A 14,484-nucleotide genomic window follows, 5' to 3' on the forward strand; every position below is an offset into this window, starting at 1 on the left:
GGCGCCCCTGGCACGGGGTGACGCGGGGGCGCCGGGACCGGTGGCGGCTCAGCCCGACCTCGTGCACCCGTCGGGGCCGTACCACCCGGGCACCCCGTTCCGTCCGGCGAACCCCGACACCAACCCGTATCTGCGGCTGCCCGACGAGCTCCGGGAACCGGACCACCGACGCCCACCGGGGGCACGCGGGGCACGGCAGTCCGGGGCGCCCGGAGGTACGTGGCCGTCGGGGAGCGGGCGGCCGCCCGAACCCACCCGGTCGTCGGAGGGGCCACGCCGACCCGGCAACGTGTACGGCGCACCGACGGTGGCGGGGCCCGTGACACCGCCGTCACGGCCGCCGAAGCCGCGAGGGTCCCGGTCCGGGAGCGTTCCGCCCCCGCCACCGCCGCCTCCCTCCTCCTCGTCGTCCTCGCCCTCGTCCTCGTCCTCGTCCGAGGAGGGGCCGCCGCCTCCGCCACCGCCGCCGGGGAGGCCTCGGCGGCGGGATTGAGCGACGGGCCGGGCCGGGGTCCGGGAACCGGCCCGACACTCCCGGGCAAAGCGCACGCCACCGCGGTGACACCAAGTGTTCCCTGTCCGTCAGGCGGACCTCAGGGGCGGGAGGCACTGGGTGCCGGATACGGTGGGAACACCATGAGCGCTTCGCAGACCTCTGATGTCCCCACCCTCCTCGTCAAGATCTTCGGCAAGGACAGGCCGGGCATAACGGCCGGTCTCTTCGACACCCTGGCCGCCTACTCCGTCGACGTGGTCGACATCGAGCAGGTCGTCACCCGTGGCCGGATGGTGCTGTGCGCGCTCGTGACCGAGCCGCCCGCCGGGCTGGAGGGTGATCTGCGGGCCACCGTCCACAGCTGGGCGGAGTCGATGAAGATGCAGGCGGAGATCATCTCCGGCCTGGGCGACAACCGGCCGCGCGGCCTCGGGCGTTCGCTCGTCACCGTGCTCGGGCATCCGCTCACCGCGGAGTCGACGGCCGCGATCGCCGCGCGGATCACGAGGACCGGCGGCAACATCGACCGGATCTTCCGGCTCGCCAAGTACCCGGTGACGGCGGTCGAGTTCGCCGTGTCCGGTACGGAGACCGAGACGCTGCGCACGGCCCTGGTGACCGAGGCCTCGGCACTGGGTGTCGATGTCGCGGTGGTGGCGGCCGGACTGCACCGGCGGGCCCAGCGTCTGGTCGTCATGGACGTGGACTCGACGCTCATCCAGGACGAGGTGATCGAGCTCTTCGCCGCGCATGCCGGGTGCGAGAAGGAGGTCGCCGAGGTGACGGCGGCCGCGATGCGCGGGGAGCTGGACTTCGAGCAGTCGCTGCACGCGCGCGTGGCGCTGCTGGAGGGTCTCGACGCCTCGGTCGTGGACAAGGTGCGCAGCGAGGTCCGGCTGACGCCGGGGGCGCGCACTCTGATCCGTACGCTCAAGCGGCTCGGCTTCCAGGTCGGCGTCGTCTCGGGTGGATTCACACAGGTCACCGATGACCTCAAGGAGCGGCTCGGCCTCGACTTCGCGCAGGCCAACACCCTGGAGATCGTCGACGGGAAGCTGACGGGCCGGGTCACCGGGGAGATCGTGGACCGTGCGGGCAAGGCGCGGCTGCTGCGCCGGTTCGCCGCGGAGGTGGGTGTGCCGCTGGCCCAGACCGTGGCCATCGGCGACGGCGCGAACGACCTCGACATGCTGAACGCGGCCGGGCTCGGCGTCGCGTTCAACGCCAAGCCCGTGGTCCGTGAGGCCGCGCACACCGCCGTGAACGTGCCCTTCCTGGACACCGTTCTGTATCTGCTGGGCGTCACCCGCGAAGAGGTCGAGGCCGCGGACATGCACGTGGGCGAGCACTGAACGTCGTATGAGCATGAGCCGACGTTCATGACGGCGTCCGACGGGGCCCGGCACCATCGCGGTGCCGGGCCCCGTCCACGTAGGGATACGCGGGGGTCGGCCTACTCGGCCGGCGCCCAGTAGTCGAGGAGCGTGCTCACTCCGGGCTCCAGGGATTTCCAGGAGCCTTCGAAGGAGAGCACCGCGAAGGCGGCGGCGGGGAAGCCGCGGCCGTTCATCCGGGTGCGTGCGTCACCCTCGGCCTGGCCGGCCAGGATGTCGGCGAGGCCCTGCACGCCGGGATTGTGCCCGATGAGGATCACGTTCTGCGCGTCATCGGGGGTTTCGTTGAGCACGGCGATCAGTTCGCCGGGTGAGGCCTCGTAGAGCCGCTCCTCGTAGACCGTTTTCGGCCGGTGCGGGAGCTCCTGGACGGCGAGCTTCCAGGTTTCGCGGGTCCGGACCGCGGTGGAGCAGAGAGCCAGATCGAAGGGGATTTTGGTGTCGGCCAGCTTGAGTCCGGCGACGGCGGCGTCCTTGCGGCCCCGGTCGGCGAGCGGCCGCTCGTGATCGGACACCTGTGGCCAGTCGGCCTTCGCATGCCGGAAGAGGACAATCCTGCGGGGTTCTGCGACGCTCATGGGTCCCAGCTTCGCATGAAACACGCCATGGGGCGCAGGGAGTTGACCGGGTCTCCCGGCATGGGTGACGCGGTCCCACGACGGGCCCAAACAGGGGTGCTCAGGGTGCCTCGGTGACTCAGGGTGCCTGGTGCACGACCGCCTGCTGGATGCGCTCGAAGACGTGGGTGATCGCCGGGTCGCCGCCGGCGGCCTGCGCGTCCGCCGGGTTGAGTATCAAAAGCAGCAGCGCGACGAAGGCGAGGGCGGGGAGGACGACTGCCCACCATGGCAGCCGACTGTCGAGGCCGCCCGTGGTCGCCGGGTGGGGCCGGGTGTACGTACGGGCCGACATGCCGCCTCCGTGGGTCTTCGGGTGGTCCGTGCTCCGCGTCCTCGCGGGCACAACTCGAAGTTACGGAATCCGGAGCCCTCAACCCATCCGGAGATCCACCCACTTGACCCTGACACTCACCCCCTAGGGGATGGGGGGTTAGCCCCACCTCCGGCGGCGGCTCACGGTCACGGCGAGGCGATGGTCGCGATGATGCTGATGATCACGGTGATGGCCAGCATCGCGCCGAGCACGAGCAGCATCTTCTTCTGGCCGTTCTGGGGGTTCGGGTCGAGCAGAGGCATACGGCCAGTCTCGCACCGTTCGTCCGCCCTGCCTCCGCCGGGGGCCGGTTCGCCGTGGGTCGGCCCCGCGCCCGGGTTTCAGCGGGCCGCCTCCTCCTCCACCGTACGGTCGCGTCCCGCCAAGACGCCCACCACGATCTGCGGGACCATCAGCCCGGCCATGAGCGCGATCGGCAGGCCCCAGCCGCCGCTGTGCTGATAGAGCACGCCCACCAGGAGCGGGCCGGGGATCGAGATCAGGTACCCGGTGCTCTGCGCGAAGGCCGACAGCTTGACGACGCCGGCGCCTGTCCTGGCCCGCATGCCGACCATGGTGAGGGCCAGCGGGAAGGCGCAGTTGGCGACGCCGAGCAGCAGGGCCCAGGCCCAGGCGCCGCCCGCCGGGGCCAGGTAGAGGCCCGCGTATCCGGCGAGCCCGCAGACACCGAGCGCGACGACGATCGGTCCCTGGTGGGGCAGGCGGGTGGCGAGCCGCGGGATGACGAAGGCGAGCGGTACGCCCATGACCATGGTGACGGCGAGAAGCAGTCCGGCGGTGCCTGCGGAGACGCCCGCGTCCCGGAAGATCTGCGCCATCCAGCCCATGGTGATGTACGCGGCGGTGGCCTGCAGTCCGAAGAAGACGGCCAGCGCCCAGGCCGTACGGCTCCGGGTGATCCGCAGTGTGGCGGGCTCCTCCCTGACGGGGGCGCCCGCGGCCGGGTCCGACCCCCTTTCGCGTGCGAGGAAGGCCCAGGGCACCACGGCGGCCGCCGCGAGTCCCGCCCAGACGGCGAGGCCGGACTGCCAACTGCCGCCGAGGGAGTCGGTCATGGGCACGGTCACCGCGGCGGCGGCCGACGTGCCGAGCGCGAGAGCCATCGAGTACAGGCCGGTCATGGAGCCGACCCGGTCCGGGAACCAGCGTTTGACGATCACCGGCATCAGGACGTTGCTGACGGCGATGCCCATGAGGGCGAGCGCGCTGGCGACGAGGAAGCCCACGGTGTTCCCGGCGTAGGGACGGATCGCCAGGCCGGCCGTGATGGCGACCATCCCCGCGCAGACCACCGTGCCGGGCCCGAAGCGGCGGGCGAGCCGCGGGGCCATGACGCCGAAGACGGCGAAGCAGAGCGGCGGCACGGAGGTGAGCAGTCCGGCCACGCTGCCGCTCATGCCGAGCCCGTCGCGCACCTCTTCGAGGAGGGCGCCGAGGCTGGTGATCGCGGGGCGCAGGTTGAGGGCGCTGAGGACGATTCCCACGACCACCAGTCGCATCGCCCACGCGCGCGTGGCGGGTTCCTGGGACTCGCCCCCGGTTCCGGCAGAGCTGCGTATGGGCGGGGACTTCATCGTGCGGGTTTCCTCGGTGGCCATGCCACCCATCATAGAATCATGGGATGATCGGGTGTCCACTCGCGTACGAAGGAATGCCATGGCGCTGAACCATCCCCGCCGGTCGGCGCTGTCCGAGCAGGTCATCGCCGAGCTGCGGAACCAGATCACCTCGGGCGAGTGGCCGGTCGGCTCGCGCATCCCGACCGAGCCGGAGCTGGTCGAGCAGCTCGGCGTCGCCCGCAACACGGTGCGCGAGGCCGTCCGCGCGCTCGCACACAACGGCCTGCTGGACATCCGCCAGGGTTCGGGCACCTACGTCGTGGCGACCAGCGAGCTGGCCGGCGTGATGCACCGCCGCTTCGCCGACGCCGACCCGCGGCACATCGCCGAGCTGCGCTCCACGCTGGAGTCGAGCGCCGCGAAGCTGGCCGCCGAACGGCGCACCGAGCGCGATCTGAAGCAGCTGGACGCCCTGCTCGTACGGCGCGAGGAGGCCTGGGAGTCCGGGAACGCGGAGGCCTTCGTGACCGCCGACACGACCTTCCACATGGCCGTGGTGGCCGCCTCCCACAACGACGTGATGACGGCGCTGTACGCGGACCTGGGCGAAGTGCTGCGCGACTGGCTGCGCGAGGACGTCGGCGAGGAGCTGACGCCGGAGACCTGCATGGACCACACGGGGCTCGTCGACGCGATCCGCACGGGCGACGCTGCCGCGGCCGCCACGGAGGCCGCGGGCTACCCGTTCCTGTGCCGCCTCGGACGGCCGGGCTCCGCTAGCGCTGGTGGCTGACCCACACCGAGCGGATCTCCTTCCAGCACCGCCCGCTCAGTCGCACCGTCGCCGCGGGTCCCGCCTCCACCGGCGGACTGTCGCTGTCGATGTCCCACCAGCGGTCGCACTCGATGTGCAGGCGTACGCGATCGGAGTCCACGTAGGGGTTGTGGCAGTACGCGACCGCGTGCGAGCCGGTCACGGTGGTACGGCACTCGGAGCCGAACGGGCGTGGTCCGACGGGCTTTTCGGCGCCCACGCGCGCGTGGGGAGTGGCGTCGTACGGCAGGGCCATCAGGAGGGCGAGCGCGGCGAACACCGGGGCGAGGCTGCGGAAAAGGCGCACAAGGAGACCTCCTCGGCCGTACGGCTGCGGGGCGGTGCGTCCTCCCAGCGTGCGCTTTGCGCCGTCCCGGCCGCCCGGTCAACTGCTCCGAACGGGCGACGCCCCGCTCCCCGCGCAGGGCGGGAAACGGGGCGTCACAGCCGCGGGGGGTGCTTACGCGCCGATCGCGTGCAGACCGCCGTCGACGTGGATGATCTCGCCGGTGGTCTTCGGGAACCAGTCGCTCAGCAGCGCGACGATGCCCTTGCCGGCCGGCTCCGGGTCCTTGAGGTCCCACTCCAGCGGGGAGCGGTTGTCCCACACGGCGGCCAGCTCGCTGAAGCCCGGGATGGACTTGGCGGCCATCGAGCCGAGCGGGCCCGCGGAGATGAGGTTGCAGCGGATGTTCTGCTTGCCCAGGTCGCGGGCGAGGTAGCGGCTGGTGGCCTCCAGGGCGGCCTTGGCCGGGCCCATCCAGTCATACTGCGGCCAGGCGTACTGCGCGTCGAAGGTGAGGCCGACGACCGAGCCGCCGTTCTGCATCAGCGGCAGGCATGCCGTGGTCAGCGACTTCAGGGAGAACGCCGAGACGTGCATGGCCGTGGCGACCGACTCGAAGGGCGTGTTGAGGAAGTTGCCGCCGAGGGCGTCCTGCGGTGCGAAGCCGATGGAGTGCACGACGCCGTCGAGGCCGCCCAGCTCCTCGCCGACGATCTCCGCGAGCCGTCCGAGGTGCTCGTCGTTGGTGACGTCGAGCTCGATGACCTTGGTGGGCTTGGGGAGCTTCCTGGCGATGCGCTCGGTCAGCGTGGGCCGCGGGAACGCGGTCAGGATGATCTCGGCACCCTGCTCCTGGGCCTGCTTGGCGGCGTGGAAGGCGATGGAGGACTCCATCAGCACACCGCTGATCAGGACGCGCTTGCCCTCGAGAATTCCGCTCATGGTGATCAGTGACCCATTCCCAGTCCGCCGTCAACAGGGATGACGGCTCCAGTGATGTACGAAGCGTCGTCGGAGGCCAGGAACCGCACCGTTGCGGCGATCTCCTCAGGCTGCGCGTAGCGACCGAGCGGCACCTGCTTCACGATGCCGTCGCGCTGCTCGTCGGTGAGCGCCTTGGTCATGTCGGTGTCCACGAAGCCGGGCGCGACGACGTTGAAGGTGATGTTGCGCGACCCGAGCTCACGGGCGAGGGAGCGCGCGAAGCCCACGAGGGCTGCCTTGGAGGCGGCGTAGTTCGCCTGGCCGGGACCGCCGTACAGACCGACTACCGACGAGATGAGCACGACACGGCCCTTCTTGGCGCGCAGCATGCCGCGGTTGGACCGCTTCACGACGCGGAAGGTGCCGGTGAGGTTGGTGTCGATGACCGAGGTGAAGTCCTCCTCGGACATACGCATGAGGAGCTGGTCCTTGGTGATGCCGGCGTTGGCGATCAGCACCTCGACCGGACCGTGCTCGGCCTCGATCTCCTTGTAGGCCTGCTCCACCTGCTCGCTGTCGGTGATGTCGCACTTGACGGCGAGGCAACCCAGCTCGACCAGGGCGGCCGGGGGCTCGCCCGAACGGTACGTGATCGCGACCTTGTCGCCGGCCTCGGCGAACGCGCGGGCGATGGCGAGGCCGATGCCCCGGTTGCCTCCGGTGACGAGAACCGAGCGGCTCAACGGATCACCCTTTCGATAGCGGTCTGTTTCCTCTGCAAGACAGGTGCCTTCTTCGAAAACCTATCGGTCCCGTCCCCCGGGCGGAGAATCGGGCACCGACAGTGGCTCGGGGGACTCGCTGTCGGGTCCCTACAGAAAGATTGCGGACGGCGGCCGGAAAGCTGTGGCCGCCGGGCCCGCCCGCGCGACATGATCGGTCGGACAGGCCACGACAGCAGGGAGACCTCCGTGCCTCATTCCATCGACGAAGCCTTCTTGGCACTGCCGCTGCGGTCCCTGGCCGATGCGGCGCTCGCCCGCGCCCGGGCGCTGGGCGCCGAGCACGCGGACTTCCGGTTCGAGCGGGTGCGCAGTGCCGCCTGGCGGCTGCGGGACGCGAAACCCGCGGGGTCCTCGGACACCACGGACCTGGGGTACGCGGTGCGGGTGGTGCACGGCGGGACCTGGGGGTTCGCCTCGGGGGTGGATCTGACGATGGACGCCGCCGCCAAGGTGGCGGGTCAGGCCGTGGCAATGGCGAAGCTCTCCGCGCAGGTGATCAGGGCCGCCGGTTCCGACGAGCGCGTCGAGCTCGCGGACGAGCCGGTGCACGCCGAGAAGACCTGGATCTCCTCGTACGACATCGACCCCTTCTCCGTACCGGACGAGGACAAGTCCGGGCTGCTCGCGGACTGGAGCGCGCGTCTGCTGGCGGCGAACGGCGTGAACCACGTCGACGCCTCGCTGCTGACCGTGCACGAGAACAAGTTCTATGCCGATACGGCGGGGACCGTGACCACGCAGCAGCGCGTGCGGCTGCATCCGCAGCTGACGGCCGTCGCGGTCGACGACTCCAGCGGCGAGTTCGACTCGATGCGGACCATCGCTCCGCCGGTCGGGCGCGGCTGGGAGTACCTGATGGGCACCGGCTGGGACTGGGAGACCGAGCTGGGGCGGATCCCGGAGCTGCTCGCCGAGAAGATGCGGGCGCCGAGCGTCGAGTCCGGCGTCTACGACCTGGTCGTCGACCCCTCCAACCTGTGGCTGACCATCCACGAGTCCATCGGACACGCCACCGAGCTGGACCGCGCGCTGGGCTACGAGGCCGCGTACGCCGGAACGTCCTTCGCCACCTTCGACCAGCTGGGCAAGCTCCGCTACGGCTCCGAGCTGATGAACGTCACCGGTGACCGCACCGCAGAGCACGGCCTGTCCACGATCGGGTACGACGACGAGGGCGTCGAGAGCCAGTCCTGGGACCTGGTGAAGGACGGCACGCTGGTCGGCTATCAGCTGGACCGGCGGATCGCGAAGCTGACCGGGTTCGAGCGGTCCAACGGCTGCGCGTACGCCGACTCCCCCGGGCACGTGCCCGTGCAGCGCATGGCCAATGTGTCGCTCCAGCCCGATCCCGCGGGACTCGCGACCGAGGACCTGATCGGAAGCGTGGACCGCGGTATCTACGTGGTCGGTGACCGCTCCTGGTCGATCGACATGCAGCGCTACAACTTCCAGTTCACCGGCCAGCGGTTCTTCAAGATCGAGAACGGTCGGATCACGGGGCAGCTGCGGGATGTCGCGTACCAGGCGACGACCACCGACTTCTGGGGTTCCATGGCCGCGGTGGGCGGCCCGCAGACGTATGTCCTGGGCGGTGCCTTCAACTGCGGCAAGGCCCAGCCGGGTCAGGTCGCGGCGGTCTCGCACGGCTGCCCGTCGGCCCTCTTCAAGGGCGTCAACATTCTGAACACCACGCAGGAGGCCGGTCGATGAGCGCGCGTACGAACAAGCCGCACGAGGTCGTCGAGCGCGCCCTCGAACTGTCCCGGGCCGACGGCTGCGTGGTGATCGCCGACGAGCAGTCGACCGCCAACCTGCGCTGGGCGGGCAACGCGCTGACCACGAACGGGGTCACGCGCGGGCGCACGCTCACCGTCATCGCGACCGTCGACGGCCGCGAGGGCACGGCGTCCGGAGTCGTCTCCCGCGCGGCCGTCACCGCGGACGAGCTGGAGCCGCTGGTACGGGCCGCCGAGGCCGCCGCGCGCGGGGCGGGGCCCGCCGAGGACGCCCAGCCGCTGGTCACGGGCGTACCGGAGTCCCCCGACTTCACGGACGCGCCCGTCGAGACGTCGTCCGCGGTCTTCGCGGACTTCGCGCCGGCGCTCGGCGAATCGTTCGCACGCGCGCGTGCGGGCGGCCGCGAGCTGTACGGCTTCGCCAACCACGAACTCGTGTCGAGCTATCTGGGTACGTCGACAGGGCTGCGGCTGCGGCACGACCAGCCCAACGGCACGCTGGAGCTCAACGCCAAGTCCCCGGACCGCACGCGTTCGGCGTGGGCGGGGCGCTCCACCAGGGACTTCAAGGATGTCGACCCGGCGTCCATGGACGCGGAGCTGGCCGTCCGGCTCGGTTGGGCCCAGCGGCGCATCGAGCTGCCCGCGGGGCGCTACGAGACGCTGCTGCCGCCGACCGCCGTCGCGGACCTGCTGATCTATCAGCTGTGGTCGGCGGCGGCCCGGGACGCGGCCGAGGGGCGGACGGTGTTCAGCAAGCCCGGCGGCGGTACGCGCCTCGGCGAGAAGCTCACCGAGCTGCCGCTGACGCTGCGCAGCGACCCGAACGAGCCGGGGCTGGAGTCCGCGCCCTTCGTGCTGGCCCACTCCTCCGGGGACACCGCGTCGGTCTTCGACAACGGGCTGCCCCTCAAGGCGACCGACTGGGTCCGCGAGGGCGAGCTCGCGCATCTGTCGACGACCCGGCACAGCGCGGGCCTGACCGGTCTGCCGGTCGCCCCGTCGATCGACAACCTCATCCTCGACGGCGGCGAGGACCGTTCCCTGGAGGAGATGGTCGCGAGCACCGAGCGCGGGCTGCTCCTGACCTGCCTCTGGTACATCCGCGAGGTCGACCCGGCGACGCTGCTGCTGACCGGTCTGACCAGGGATGGCGTGTACCTCGTGGAGAACGGCCAGGTCACGGGCGAGGTGAACAACTTCCGGTTCAACGAGTCACCGGTGAACCTGCTGGGGCGGGCGGTCGAGGCCGGGCGCACGGAAAAGACGCTGCCGCGCGAGTGGAGCGACTGGTTCACCAGGGCTGCGATGCCCGCCCTGCGCATCCCGGACTTCAATATGAGCTCTGTCAGTCAGGGCGTATAACCTCGTACGAGATTCACCGGACCTTTGAAGGAGATACGAGAACCGTGACGGACATCGTCGACGAGCTGAAGTGGCGTGGGCTGATCGCCCTGTCCACTGACGAGGACGCATTGCGCAAGGCGTTCGCGGACGGTCCCGTCACGTTCTATTGCGGCTTCGACCCGACCGCGCCCAGTCTGCATCTCGGCAACCTCGTGCAGATCCTCACGATGCGCCGGATCCAGCAGGCGGGCAACCGCCCGCTGGGCCTGGTCGGGGGTGCCACGGGCCTGATCGGCGACCCGAAGCCGAACTCGGAGCGCACGCTCAACGCCCCTGAGGTCGTGGCCCAGTGGGTCGAGCGGCTGCGCGCGCAGATCGCACCGCTGCTGGACTTCGAGGGTCCGAACGCCGCGATCATGGTCAACAACCTGGACTGGACCCAGGGCCTGTCGGCCATCGAGTTCCTGCGTGACGTGGGCAAGCACTTCCGGGTCAACAAGATGATCGCGAAGGAGGCCGTCTCCCGGCGCCTCAACTCCGACGCGGGCATCAGCTACACGGAGTTCAGCTACCAGATCCTGCAGGGCATGGACTTCCTGGAGCTGTACAGAAGGCACGGCTGCACGCTGCAGACCGGCGGCAGCGACCAGTGGGGCAACCTCACCTCGGGCACCGACCTGATCCACCGGGTCGAGCCGGAGGCCGCGGTGCACGCGCTGGGCACGCCGCTGATCACCAAGGCGGACGGCACGAAGTTCGGCAAGACGGAGTCGGGCACGATCTGGCTCGACCCCGAGATGACCACGCCGTACGCCTTCTACCAGTTCTGGCTGAACGCGGACGACCGTGACGTCAGCAAGTTCCTGCGCATCTTCAGCTTCCGGTCGCACGAGGAGATCGAGGAGCTGGAGAAGCAGACCGAGGAGCGTCCGCAGGCCCGCGCCGCGCAGCGCGCGCTGGCCGAGGAGCTGACGACGCTGGTGCACGGCGCCGGTCAGACGGCCGCCGTGATCGCCGCGTCCAAGGCCCTCTTCGGGCAGGGTGAGCTCGGTGAGCTGGACGACGCGACGCTGACCTCCGCCCTCTCCGAAGTGCCGCACATCAAGGTCGCGGAGCTGGGCCAGGTGGTCGACCTGTTCGCCGAGGTCGGTCTGGTGGCGAGCAAGTCGGCCGCGCGGCGCACGGTCAAGGAGGGCGGTGCCTACGTGAACAACGTGAAGGTCACCGCCGAGGACGCGGTCCCCGCGCCGGAGGATCTGCTGCACGGGCGCTGGCTGGTACTGCGCCGGGGCAAGAAGAACCTGGCCGCGGTGGAGGTCACGGGCGCCTGAGGGGTGTGTTGAAAGTCCTGTGCGGTGCCCGCGGTGTTCGGTGCGTGCCCTCGGTGTGCCGGACGAAAGCCCTCGTACTGGACGTACTTGGGGCTTCGGCCGGTGCGGCGAGGGTGCGTGCCGGGCGCCGTGGGTGCTGTGCGGGACTTTCACAACACCCCCCCAGTGCGTACGACGAAGGGGGCGGTCTCCCGTGCGGGAGGTCGCCCCCTTCGTCGTACGTACGCTCAGGCCCGCCGCTTGTTGCCGCGCACCGCCATGTAGGCCATGTCGCCCAGGAAGACAATGACGACCGCTGCCGCGAGCTGAAGCGCGTGCCGGCCCCAGTCGATGCCGCTGGTCTCGTCGATGCCGATCCCGCGCGCAATGGCGTTTCCGACGATGGCGCCGAGAATGCCGAAGATGGTCGTCAGCCAGAGCGGGCTGTGCTGCTTGCCCGGAATGATCGCCTTGGCGATCAGACCCAGCACAAACCCGACGATGATCGCCCACAACCAGCCCATGGCTGCCTCCTAGTACGGCTCTACGTGAGCATTACGCCCAGTCTCGACCTGCCCGTCATACGGCGCATGTCGGGCAGGGCCGTACGCGGTACGGCGCATTTCGTTCAGCCGTGCGGCGCCTGCCCCGGTCTCGAAGCCGACGCAGTCGCGGCGTAACGTGGAGGGTGTTCGGGCCTGGGTCCCTGACCGGGTACGGGGCAGGTACGGGCCGGGGAGAGTCCGACACAGGCAGGTGGTGGAATGTGATGCGGAAGCAGAGCAACAGCCAGGTCTTCCGGATCACCGGAGCCAGGCAGGGGCTCGAGGACGATGTACGGGGCAGGCAGCGCCGGTACGTCATCTCCATGTCCGTCCGCACAGTCTCCGTGATCCTCGCCGCCACGCTGTGGAACGTCGAGCGGCACGTCGCGATTGTCGCGCTGGTACTCGGCGCGCTGCTCCCCTACATCTCGGTGGTGATCGCCAACGCGGGGCGGGAGAACGTGCCGTCGCTGCCGTCGACGTTCGTCAACGCTCCCCTGCGGCCGATGATCGCACCGCCCCGGCAGGACGACTTCACCGTGCCTCGCGGCGGCTTCGCGGAACCCGTCCCGGAGGACGTCGCGGCCGACCCCGGGGCGGGCCTGCGGGGCGAACCACAGGAGCGGACCTGACCAAGGGGGATCCGCCGGAAACGGAATCCAATCGCTCACCAAGCTCAAGAAAAGCTCAGATCAATCATGAAGTTCAGGTGCCGGGCACCGGGTCCCCCGTGACATACTTCGTACGCGCTCCGCATCCCCCGTCGGAGCGACAGACCGACGCCGGGCAGCTCCCCCCGTGGCTGCTCGGCGTCGCCTTTTCGGAGCCGTTTAGGGTTGCGGTGTGAACCTCCCCTTCCCTGACTCCTCCCCCGCCGATCCGCAGTGCTCCGCCAAGGGCTGTCGCGCCGACGCGGAGTGGGTGCTCGCCTGGAACAACCCGAAGCTGCACACGCCGGAGCGCCGCAAGACCTGGCTCGCGTGCGAGGAACACCGGGAGCATCTGTCCAAGTTCCTCGGCGTGCGGGGGTTCCTGAAGGACGTGGTGCTGCTCACGGAATGGGAGTCCGGCGAGGCCGACGGCTGAGGCCTGTCCGGCGGATCATGCCGCAGGCGAAGCCCCTAGGGGGTGTTTTGAAAGTCCCGCACAGCACCCAAGGCGCCCGGCACGCACCCTCGCCGCACCGGCCGAAGCCCCAAGTACGTCCAGTACGAGGGCCATCGTCCGGCACGCCGAAGGCACGCACCGAACACCGCGGGCGACGCACAGGACTTTCAAAAACCCCCTAGCCGCCGATCGCCGACATCGGTCGGTCGGGCTGAACGAACGAGGGATCGTCGAGGCCCGCGCCTGCCTTCTTGCCCCACATGGCGAGCTTCCATATGCGGGCGATGTCCTCGTCGGGGGCGTCGGAGCGCAGAGCGGCTCGCAGGTCCGTCTCCTCGGTGGCGAAGAGGCAGGTGCGGACCTGGCCGTCGGCCGTCAGTCGCGTACGGTCGCAGGCCGAGCAGAAGGGGCGGGTGACCGAGGCGATCACGCCCACCCGGTGCGGACCGCCGTCGACGAGCCAGCGTTCGGCGGGGGCGGAGCCGCGCTCGCCGGCGCCCTCCTCGGTGAGCTCGAAGCGCGTACGCAGTGAGGTGAGGATGTCGCCCGCGGTGACCATGCCCTCGCGCTTCCAGCCGTGCTGGGCGTCCAGGGGCATCTGCTCGATGAAGCGCAGTTCGTAGTCGTGCGCCACGGCCCAGGCGAGCAGGTCGGGGGCCTCTTCCTCGTTGAGTCCGGGCATCAGGACCGAGTTGACCTTGACGGGGGTCAGGCCTGCGTCGCGGGCGGCTTCGAGGCCTTCGAGCACGTCCTTGTGGCGGTCGCGGCGGGTGAGGGTCTTGAAGACGTCCGGGCGCAGCGTGTCCAGCGAGACGTTCACCCGGTCCAGGCCCGCTGCCTTCAGGGCGGTCGCGGTGCGCTTGAGGCCGATGCCGTTGGTCGTCAGGGACATCTGGGGGCGCGGGGCGAGGGCCGCGACGCGCTCGACGATGCCGACGAGGCCGGGCCGCAGCAGGGGCTCGCCGCCGGTGAAGCGGACCTCGGTGATGCCGAGGCTCGTCACGGCGATGTCTATGAGGCGGACGATCTCGTCGTCCGTGAGCAGATCGGGCTTGGCCAGCCACTGCAGGCCCTCTTCGGGCATGCAGTACGTGCACCGGAGATTGCACCGGTCGGTCAGCGAGACCCGCAGGTCGGTGGCCACTCGGCCGTACGTGTCGATGAGCACGTGGGCCCCCTCCCTCGTTCAGGATCACAGGTGCTGACAAGACCGAGCCTACGTGACGC

General features: G+C 70.2%; 16 protein-coding genes. 7 read left to right on the forward strand and 9 right to left on the reverse strand.

Annotation, left to right across the window (positions count from 1 at the left end; genetic code table 11):
- Nucleotides 1–636 precede the first annotated feature (636 nt).
- The gene (gene serB / locus ABZS97_RS23790; protein ID WP_356140337.1) at nucleotides 637–1,848 is read left to right on the forward strand and encodes a phosphoserine phosphatase SerB; all 1,212 of its coding nucleotides are present in this window, start codon (nucleotides 637–639) and stop codon (nucleotides 1,846–1,848) included.
- A 101-nt stretch (nucleotides 1,849–1,949) separates the two neighbouring features.
- On the opposite strand, the gene ABZS97_RS23795 is transcribed toward serB, so the two are convergent.
- The 4 genes from ABZS97_RS23795 to ABZS97_RS23810 form a co-directional block, all read right to left on the reverse strand.
- Nucleotides 1,950–2,468 (reverse strand): histidine phosphatase family protein, encoded by a 519-nt coding sequence (locus ABZS97_RS23795; RefSeq protein ID WP_356140338.1) that lies wholly within the window; start codon nucleotides 2,466–2,468, stop codon nucleotides 1,950–1,952.
- Between the two features lie 118 nt (nucleotides 2,469–2,586).
- Entirely contained in the window at nucleotides 2,587–2,802 is a 216-nt protein-coding gene (locus tag ABZS97_RS23800) for a hypothetical protein (RefSeq protein ID WP_356140339.1), read from the reverse strand.
- A 167-nt stretch (nucleotides 2,803–2,969) separates the two neighbouring features.
- Entirely contained in the window at nucleotides 2,970–3,086 is a 117-nt protein-coding gene (locus ABZS97_RS23805) for an SGM_5486 family transporter-associated protein (RefSeq protein ID WP_356140340.1), read from the reverse strand.
- 78 nt (nucleotides 3,087–3,164) lie between these two features.
- Nucleotides 3,165–4,454, reverse strand: a complete 1,290-nt coding sequence (locus ABZS97_RS23810; RefSeq protein ID WP_356140341.1) for a CynX/NimT family MFS transporter — start codon at nucleotides 4,452–4,454, stop codon at nucleotides 3,165–3,167.
- Between the two features lie 46 nt (nucleotides 4,455–4,500).
- Between ABZS97_RS23810 and ABZS97_RS23815 the strand changes: the two genes are divergently transcribed.
- Nucleotides 4,501–5,196, forward strand: coding sequence for a FadR/GntR family transcriptional regulator (locus tag ABZS97_RS23815; protein WP_356140342.1), 696 nt, complete (start codon nucleotides 4,501–4,503; stop codon nucleotides 5,194–5,196).
- Here ABZS97_RS23815 and ABZS97_RS23820 read toward each other — a convergent pair.
- The 3 genes from ABZS97_RS23820 to fabG form a co-directional block, all read right to left on the reverse strand.
- On the reverse strand, nucleotides 5,180–5,524 hold the full coding sequence (locus ABZS97_RS23820; RefSeq protein ID WP_356140343.1) for a hypothetical protein: 345 nt from the start codon (nucleotides 5,522–5,524) through the stop codon (nucleotides 5,180–5,182). The two genes, ABZS97_RS23815 and ABZS97_RS23820, sit on opposite strands and share 17 nt — an antisense overlap.
- A gap of 153 nt (nucleotides 5,525–5,677) precedes the next feature.
- Nucleotides 5,678–6,445: an enoyl-ACP reductase FabI gene (gene fabI, locus ABZS97_RS23825; RefSeq protein ID WP_356140344.1), complete on the reverse strand. Its 768-nt coding sequence runs from the start codon at nucleotides 6,443–6,445 to the stop codon at nucleotides 5,678–5,680.
- A gap of 5 nt (nucleotides 6,446–6,450) precedes the next feature.
- Entirely contained in the window at nucleotides 6,451–7,170 is a 720-nt protein-coding gene (fabG, locus tag ABZS97_RS23830) for a 3-oxoacyl-[acyl-carrier-protein] reductase (RefSeq protein WP_356140345.1), read from the reverse strand.
- Nucleotides 7,171–7,398: 228 nt separating this feature from the next.
- Between fabG and ABZS97_RS23835 the strand changes: the two genes are divergently transcribed.
- The 3 genes from ABZS97_RS23835 to tyrS are packed head-to-tail and all read left to right on the forward strand — an operon-like array spanning nucleotide 7,399 to nucleotide 11,626.
- Nucleotides 7,399–8,922 carry a TldD/PmbA family protein gene (locus ABZS97_RS23835; protein WP_356140346.1) on the forward strand — a complete coding sequence of 508 codons (1,524 nt, stop codon included), beginning with the start codon at nucleotides 7,399–7,401 and terminating at the stop codon, nucleotides 8,920–8,922.
- A complete protein-coding gene (locus ABZS97_RS23840; RefSeq protein WP_356140347.1) occupies nucleotides 8,919–10,313 on the forward strand; it encodes a metallopeptidase TldD-related protein in 1,395 nt (464 codons plus the stop codon). Before ABZS97_RS23835 ends, ABZS97_RS23840 begins: the two co-directional genes overlap by 4 nt.
- A gap of 44 nt (nucleotides 10,314–10,357) precedes the next feature.
- Nucleotides 10,358–11,626 carry a tyrosine--tRNA ligase gene (tyrS, locus tag ABZS97_RS23845; protein WP_356140348.1) on the forward strand — a complete coding sequence of 423 codons (1,269 nt, stop codon included), beginning with the start codon at nucleotides 10,358–10,360 and terminating at the stop codon, nucleotides 11,624–11,626.
- 227 nt (nucleotides 11,627–11,853) lie between these two features.
- On the opposite strand, the gene ABZS97_RS23850 is transcribed toward tyrS, so the two are convergent.
- The gene (locus ABZS97_RS23850) at nucleotides 11,854–12,129 is read right to left on the reverse strand and encodes a GlsB/YeaQ/YmgE family stress response membrane protein (RefSeq protein WP_356140349.1); all 276 of its coding nucleotides are present in this window, start codon (nucleotides 12,127–12,129) and stop codon (nucleotides 11,854–11,856) included.
- 245 nt (nucleotides 12,130–12,374) lie between these two features.
- Between ABZS97_RS23850 and ABZS97_RS23855 the strand changes: the two genes are divergently transcribed.
- Nucleotides 12,375–12,782, forward strand: coding sequence for a DUF3099 domain-containing protein (locus ABZS97_RS23855; RefSeq protein WP_356140350.1), 408 nt, complete (start codon nucleotides 12,375–12,377; stop codon nucleotides 12,780–12,782).
- 211 nt (nucleotides 12,783–12,993) lie between these two features.
- Nucleotides 12,994–13,236, forward strand: coding sequence for a hypothetical protein (locus ABZS97_RS23860; protein WP_356140351.1), 243 nt, complete (start codon nucleotides 12,994–12,996; stop codon nucleotides 13,234–13,236).
- 199 nt (nucleotides 13,237–13,435) lie between these two features.
- Here the strand turns inward: ABZS97_RS23860 and moaA are convergent, their stop codons facing one another.
- On the reverse strand, nucleotides 13,436–14,425 hold the full coding sequence (moaA, locus tag ABZS97_RS23865; RefSeq protein WP_356140352.1) for a GTP 3',8-cyclase MoaA: 990 nt from the start codon (nucleotides 14,423–14,425) through the stop codon (nucleotides 13,436–13,438).
- Between the last annotated feature and the right edge of the window lie 59 nt (nucleotides 14,426–14,484).

Source organism: Streptomyces sp. NPDC005485, from assembly GCF_040606085.1.
Classification (GTDB): domain Bacteria; phylum Actinomycetota; class Actinomycetes; order Streptomycetales; family Streptomycetaceae; genus Streptomyces.

Coding starts and splice junctions, on each gene's coding strand:
- serB (WP_356140337.1), top strand. CDS start 637: ATGAGCGCTTCGCAGACCTCTGATGTCCCCACCCTCCTCGTCAAGATC.
- ABZS97_RS23795 (WP_356140338.1), bottom strand. CDS start 2,468: ATGAGCGTCGCAGAACCCCGCAGGATTGTCCTCTTCCGGCATGCGAAG.
- ABZS97_RS23800 (WP_356140339.1), bottom strand. CDS start 2,802: ATGTCGGCCCGTACGTACACCCGGCCCCACCCGGCGACCACGGGCGGC.
- ABZS97_RS23805 (WP_356140340.1), bottom strand. CDS start 3,086: ATGCCTCTGCTCGACCCGAACCCCCAGAACGGCCAGAAGAAGATGCTG.
- ABZS97_RS23810 (WP_356140341.1), bottom strand. CDS start 4,454: ATGATGGGTGGCATGGCCACCGAGGAAACCCGCACGATGAAGTCCCCG.
- ABZS97_RS23815 (WP_356140342.1), top strand. CDS start 4,501: ATGGCGCTGAACCATCCCCGCCGGTCGGCGCTGTCCGAGCAGGTCATC.
- fabI (WP_356140344.1), bottom strand. CDS start 6,445: ATGAGCGGAATTCTCGAGGGCAAGCGCGTCCTGATCAGCGGTGTGCTG.
- ABZS97_RS23840 (WP_356140347.1), top strand. CDS start 8,919: ATGAGCGCGCGTACGAACAAGCCGCACGAGGTCGTCGAGCGCGCCCTC.
- ABZS97_RS23850 (WP_356140349.1), bottom strand. CDS start 12,129: ATGGGCTGGTTGTGGGCGATCATCGTCGGGTTTGTGCTGGGTCTGATC.
- ABZS97_RS23855 (WP_356140350.1), top strand. CDS start 12,375: ATGCGGAAGCAGAGCAACAGCCAGGTCTTCCGGATCACCGGAGCCAGG.